This window comes from Candidatus Nitrosopumilus sp. (assembly GCF_029882185.1).
Lineage (GTDB): Archaea > Thermoproteota > Nitrososphaeria > Nitrososphaerales > Nitrosopumilaceae > Nitrosopumilus.
Map to the genome: position 1 here is coordinate 1 of NZ_JAOULD010000075.1, position 4,147 is coordinate 4,147.

At 36.5% G+C, this 4,147-nt stretch carries 5 protein-coding genes; 1 reads left to right on the forward strand and 4 read right to left on the reverse strand.

Going from position 1 to position 4,147, the window contains the following annotated elements; translation table 11 throughout:
* The 4 genes from OEW78_RS10015 to OEW78_RS10030 all read right to left on the reverse strand — a co-directional run.
* Nucleotides 1-205 (reverse strand): hypothetical protein (locus OEW78_RS10015; RefSeq protein ID WP_300327152.1); only part of this gene is annotated, 205 nt, incomplete at its 3' end.
* A gap of 1 nt (nt 206) precedes the next feature.
* Complete coding sequence (locus tag OEW78_RS10020) at nt 207-1,061, reverse strand: class II glutamine amidotransferase (RefSeq protein ID WP_300327153.1); 855 nt, start codon at nt 1,059-1,061, stop codon at nt 207-209.
* On the reverse strand, nt 1,062-2,207 hold the full coding sequence (locus tag OEW78_RS10025; protein WP_300327154.1) for a hypothetical protein: 1,146 nt from the start codon (nt 2,205-2,207) through the stop codon (nt 1,062-1,064).
* Nucleotides 2,204-3,682, reverse strand: a complete 1,479-nt coding sequence (locus OEW78_RS10030; RefSeq protein WP_300327155.1) for an FMN-binding glutamate synthase family protein — start codon at nt 3,680-3,682, stop codon at nt 2,204-2,206. The genes OEW78_RS10025 and OEW78_RS10030 overlap by 4 nt, the downstream gene beginning before the upstream one ends.
* 181 nt (nt 3,683-3,863) lie before the next feature.
* Between OEW78_RS10030 and OEW78_RS10035 the strand changes: the two genes are divergently transcribed.
* Nucleotides 3,864-4,147: glutamine synthetase (locus OEW78_RS10035; protein WP_300327156.1), on the forward strand; the 284-nt coding region annotated here is incomplete at its 3' end.

The following is a 4,147-nucleotide window of genomic DNA, read 5'->3' on the forward strand; positions in this document are numbered from 1 at the left end:
TGGAGTTTGTTAGATTTTCATAAATGATAGGTGCACTGGCAACATCTCCAAATTTTTCAATTGCTGCATTTTTCAAACCTTCTGGAACAGATACATGAAATCTTTCATGTAATTTTTTCTTTAGTAAATCAAATTCATTAGAATCTGAGCTTGCAGTGACATCATTTGCCAAAGCCCTTATTTCATCAATATCTAGAGTGTACATTTTAATTCCTGTAAAAGATTCTGGGTTTCCCCGGATGGGGAGTCTCTATTTTTGTTGTAGCTCCTACAACATCAAGTGCCGACAAATCAGTTGCCATTGCCCAAAATGGAGGATGGTCATCAGTTCCAGGATTATATCCTATGATTCCCTTTCTTGTCCCAAATTTATCTCGTACAATAGCAATTGAATCTGAAGTGGCAGCTATGTAAGTAAAGGGACCATCAGCCTTTGCTACAAATTCACGATGTGCCTTTTCTATGTCCCCATGTTTGAGAATTCTGCTTGCTAGAAAAACGGCGATGACTTCTGAGTCACTATCTGTATGAAATGTAAATCCTTCCAGTTCTAACGAATCTCTCAACATGTTATAATTTGTAATCTCGCCATTGTGAACTATTGCAATATCGGGTAGAATTGTAGTACTGAATGGATGAGTATTGAATGGAGTTACTCTACTGCTTGTCGCAATTCTTAGATGGCCTATACCATGAGAACCATTCATTTTTCGTATGCCAAATTTTCTATCAAGGTCTTTAGCTAATCCCGTTTCTTTGAGTATTGTCATTTCATTTTCAAAACTAAAAAAGTGACATTCAGGATCTTGCCTTAATTTTTGTAAATTCTCAGATATATTTTTTGATGAGGATTTAACCTCATCAATGACATAATCAGACATTTCTTTTCTGAAATTCTTTATTTTGAAAGAATCGTCGGCATTACTCTTGTTGAATATTGCGATTCCGGCTCCATCCTGAGCTCTTATCTGCTGACTTTCCATCATATCTTGCAGAATTGAGCCTACGGGAGAATGGCGTAATTTACTATCATCCATCATAAGTCCACAAATTCCGCACATTTAATTTTCCTCTTCGATTACAAGGTTAATGATTTTCTGTCTTTCTTGTTGGTTAACTGAAATATTTTTTGTATTGACATACTCATCAAGTATTTCCTCAACTATGTTTCTATAGGTTTTATCCACACCTTCCAAAGGAATATCTCCTTGCACGCTTGCCTTGATACTGGATGTTCTAAAGTCACCGGGGGACATATTGTGAAAGTCACTGTATCCAAGTGCTGCAGGAATACCCGTTAACTCACTTTTTGTAGCAATCATATGGTTGAAAATTTTTTGCGCTGTAATTTCTTCATCAAAGAAATTCTCTGAATGGTGACCAACTTTGGCAATCAAAAGGCTAGTGTCGTAGCCAATAATATCTGCACCCAGTCCTGCCGCTTTTATCATCTTTCCGGCATTGTTCACATCGCCTGCAACAACTAAGCAGGCACCGTCATTTTCCTTTCCTCTGTAAAATTCGTTTATAGCTAATCTTGCATCGTGTATCACAGCAATTGCATGTTTTCCATTATACCTTTTACTTTTTGTGATATTCTCCGTGTTTACTAAAATCCCATCAATACCCAATTCAAGCAGACTTTCGACATACTGTGAGAAATCTTCATCCACCTCAACTAGGATGGGTCCATCAAACTCTTTGCGAATTTTTTCAATTTTTTCTTCTGTTTTGGCTCCAGTATACTTTAACACAATTCCGTCTGGGTCAGCCAGTTTGTTAATGTCATCCAATATCTGAAAGTGTGGATATTTCCTTTCATCGCAAGGTTCATCCTTTGATATTAATCCAACAGTTGATCTGTCATCATCCAAATCATTCAAGGTCAAATTGAGAGCATCTTTTGAACTTTGAGACAAATCAAATTCACCGTAAATTAAAATCGGTATTTTCAAAGATATTTTTTGATCACCTTTTCGTCCAATTTTGGTTGTGAGTTTGATTTTCTCCCTATAAGGATCAAATGGGGGGCGAGACAATTGTGCACCGAGTGCAACAATGTATTCCCATAGGTTTTCTTCTTTTTGGGAACCATTTTTTTCCCTGATTTTTCTTATTACATCATCGGTAGACTCTTGTCTTGGTAAACCAGTATTACAAAGATCCAATATTGATTTTCTTATTACTGCTTTTTCATTTAGTCTCAAATTTTTCCACCTTGTAAATTAAGAGCATTGATAGCATGGTCTATTTTTGTTTGGATTTTTGAAACATGATTTGTTCCATCAGAGAAAGGAAGTTCTGAAATTATGCTAGTCAACAAGTCATTTACTGAAAGATCTGTCATTTCTATATCTTCTATCTTTTCCCTTCCTAGTGAGCCTGCAATATTTTGCAATTCAATTTTTGTTGCTTTGATATAGTTAAAAATTCCCTCGGCACTTTTCTCCACGTCAAGTTTCTCATATGATCCTGTGATTCCAGCAGGGCAGATATCTGTATGACATTCCTGAATTAGTGTGCACCCCATTGCAAGTAGAAATCCGGTTCCAATTCCAACACCATCTGCTCCAAGAGCAATTGTTTTGGCAATTCTTTCTGAATCCCAAATCCCTCCGTTTACAAGTAATTTGAAGCCGTCTTTGTCATGTGTCTCATAATAATCATTAATTGCATCTCGAATTGGACGTAGTGATGCTATTGTGTTAATTCCGATATCTTCCCTAACTTCATATGGTGCAGCTCCTGTTCCCCCAACCAATCCGTCAACAGTAGCACAGTCTGCATAGGATTTTAGAATTATTTCCAGATCGTCATAAATGCGTGAGGCCCCAACTTTCACAATTATTGGAGTTTCCCATTTGGTTAATTCTCTAAGTTCGAGTACTTTTGCAACCAAATCTTCAGGTCCTAAAATGTCCAAATGCCTTGATGGGGAATGGGCAGGTTTGTGTGCAAGTATTCCACGGTTTTCTGCAACCAGTTCTGTTACTTTGGATCCTGGAAGTATTCCTCCATGGCCTATCTTTGCTCCTTGACCGATTTTTATCTCAATGCCATCCGCATTTAGAAGATATGCAGGATCCTTCCAAAATCTGCCAGATGCATATTGAACTATCAGAGGATATTCTCTAGTGAACAATTCGTCAATGTCTATACCTTCCAAATGATTTGCTCTTAACAGCTTGTCCGTAAACTCTAAAATTGAATCCCAATGAGTTTTTGATAAATGCTCTCTTGATTCTTTTGCACCATAAACTTCCCACGGCAATGCACCTCCTTCCCCCGTATTCATCAAGATTTTAATTCCATTTTTCGCAAGTTTGTTTAATGCAAGATGCATGGATATTTTTGCAGGCAGTTTGACTGAACCGTAACTCATACCAGCTACTGAGAAAGGAACATCTGTTTTGATAATTTTTTTAGAGTATCGTCCTCCAATTATTAACGAAGCATCAACATCGGAATAATCCTGCATTGAATTTATTTTTGCGTTGTTAATCATTATGTTTGAAAAATAATCATTTTGGGAATGCGCACCCAAACTTGCATAAGGGACCAGTCCATCTGATGCTTTTTGTGCATCAAGTAGAAGGCTTTTTAGATCCGCCACATGTCCCTCATTTTTTACAACATTGGCCATGTCCCATCGAAAATTCATAATATCCTTGGGTAATGGCATTTCTCATCAAATTTTTTCTATCACCTATAAAAAGATTGGTTATTGTTACCAATTAATACCATTCATTACCAATAGAATTAAATACCCTCATGATTTTTGGATGATGTGAACCTATTATCTCAAGATTTTCTACTCCTATCAAACTCAAACTACGTGCATCTAAAATATTTTGGTGAAAAATTTGAGTAAAGAAAATGATAGAAATATTGCAGAAATAATCGAAACTATAAAAAATGAAAAAATTGAATGGGTGAGACTACAATTTTGTGATCCTTTTGGAATATTACAACAGATTAGCGTTACCAGTGAAGACATAACTGAAGAGGCATTTTCCCAAGGATTGCCAAGACTTGATGGTAGCTCGATTAAAGGGTTCAAAGAGATTTATGATTCTGACATGATCATAACACCTGATCCCAATACCTTTGCATTAAATCCTGATTTTTTTGATATGGATTACCGTGA